Source organism: Streptomyces sp. NPDC022910 (assembly GCF_055561075.1).
The window spans coordinates 1-1,665 of record NZ_JBVHHL010000164.1 but is presented as its reverse complement, the minus strand read 5'-3'; the positions used below and the strand labels follow the sequence as shown (position 1 = coordinate 1,665).

General features: G+C 64.1%; 1 protein-coding gene and 1 pseudogene. One reads left to right on the top strand and one right to left on the bottom strand.

Annotation, left to right across the window (positions count from 1 at the left end; translation table 11 throughout):
- Positions 1-599: 599 nt before the first annotated feature.
- Positions 600-1,256: a hypothetical protein gene (locus ACZ3TS_RS42920; RefSeq protein ID WP_467628677.1), complete on the top strand. Its 657-nt coding sequence runs from the start codon at positions 600-602 to the stop codon at positions 1,254-1,256.
- Here ACZ3TS_RS42920 and ACZ3TS_RS42915 read toward each other — a convergent pair.
- A pseudogene (locus ACZ3TS_RS42915) lies at positions 1,210-1,575 on the bottom strand (integrase core domain-containing protein); the annotation flags it as partial. The gene ACZ3TS_RS42920 and the pseudogene ACZ3TS_RS42915 overlap by 47 nt on opposite strands.
- Positions 1,576-1,665 lie beyond the last annotated feature (90 nt).

The following is a 1,665-nucleotide window of genomic DNA, read 5'->3' as shown; positions in this document are numbered from 1 at the left end:
CACGGAACTCGGCGTCGTACGGCGGCTTCTTCTTGGACCCCATGAATCCCAACTTCCCCTGCAATCACGGGCTCCACGCTACGAGGGGATGGTCAACGTGAGGTCTTGCTGAGGCCGTGCCGACGTTCAGGGTCTCGGTGCCTTGCCAGGGCGCGCTGGCGGTCCTCCGAATTAGGACGTACTCGTCACCCCGGGGCAGTTCATCCCCCGGAGCCTTCCCTTCTTCGTGCGATCCAGCAGCCGACGTGCCCCACGGGTTGGGTAGGTTGCACGGCGACGCTTACTCAGTACGTCGGAGACCGAGTTCGCACGAAGCCAACTGCACCGAAGCGGACGGGTCGTTGGGACGCAAGGAGGAACTACACGAGCGCCCCGACGGTCTCCGTGGCCGTCCGGGGCGCTCTCGCGTGCGGGTCGGTCCCTCGTGCCCACGGCGGTCTCTCAGGCCCTCCGGCGCCGGTCCTGTGGTGTCGGGGCCCCCCGAAAAGCCAGGGTCGAGTGTCAGTGGGCGTCAGTACGATGTTCGTCACCTTCGTGCCGGACTTCCATGATCGGGACCTACCTTGCCGGACCTCTTCGCGCGACTCAGTCAGGACCAAATGAGACTGCTCGACACGATCACCGCGCCTTACCTCAGGCACGGCGTCTGGCCCGTGTGGCACCACGTGGTGACGGAGCTGGACCGGGAGAAACTGGACGCCGAGCAGCTCATTCGGTCCCTGCCGCGCGTCGGATCGCAGGGCTTGACCGGCCTGTCTTACGGCTTGACCTGGCACCCGCAGCACCACATCTCGGAGGACGATCGGATCGGTCTGACGGCAGCAGCGGCGTTGCATGTACCTGACCTAATGGCGGTCATAGGGCACCCGTTCATCAACGTGCTGCGCGTTCTGGTGCTGACCCAACGCAACGCTCCCTCCTCGCCGTTCGAGGTCAGCCGAGTAACTGTGGCGCCGGACGTGCTCAAGCACTCGATTCCGACAATCAGCGACGGTTTCTTGGCCCGCTTGCCAGAGGTCTTGGACCATGAGCCCCCCACCATGGGGGGCGGGGGGTACATGAATGGTGACGGCTACTGGGAGCGAGGGCTGCGCCGAGAAATCCTCAAGTACGAGGGCGTCACGGATCTCCGGACGTACGTGGAACGGGTTACAGAGCTGCTGCCCACGCCCCGGAACCTGTCAAAGCGATCAAGGCAGGTAGATCGTTCTAACGCTGTGCTGGGATCAGTGGGCCGTCTGGTGCCGGCTGGTTGATCCAGGCCGCTGCGGGGAGCTTGGGAGGCTCGGGTGGTTTGCGGACGAAGCGTTCGGGGTGCTTCGCGTAGACCGACTGGAGGACGTCGGCACGCATCTCGCGGAGCTGCTCGGCGAGACCGAAGTGTACGTCGTAGGGCGTGTGCAGGCCGATCCCGGAGTGCCGATGCTCCTCGTTGTACCAGGTGAAGAACTGGGTGCACCACGCCCGGGCATCCTCGAGGGATCCGAAACACTCGGGAAAGTCGTGCCGGTATTTCAGGGTCTTGTACTGGCTCTCGCTGTACGGGTTGTCGTTCGACGTCTTCGGCCGCGAGTAATTGTCAAATCCTGTGGATCATTGTCTGCGCCAGCGAAGTTCGGGTGGGTGCCCCCGAGTGTCGACGAGCGCGGCTCGTTTGTGACACTC

Coding starts and splice junctions, on each gene's coding strand:
- ACZ3TS_RS42920 (WP_467628677.1), top strand. CDS start 600: ATGAGACTGCTCGACACGATCACCGCGCCTTACCTCAGGCACGGCGTC.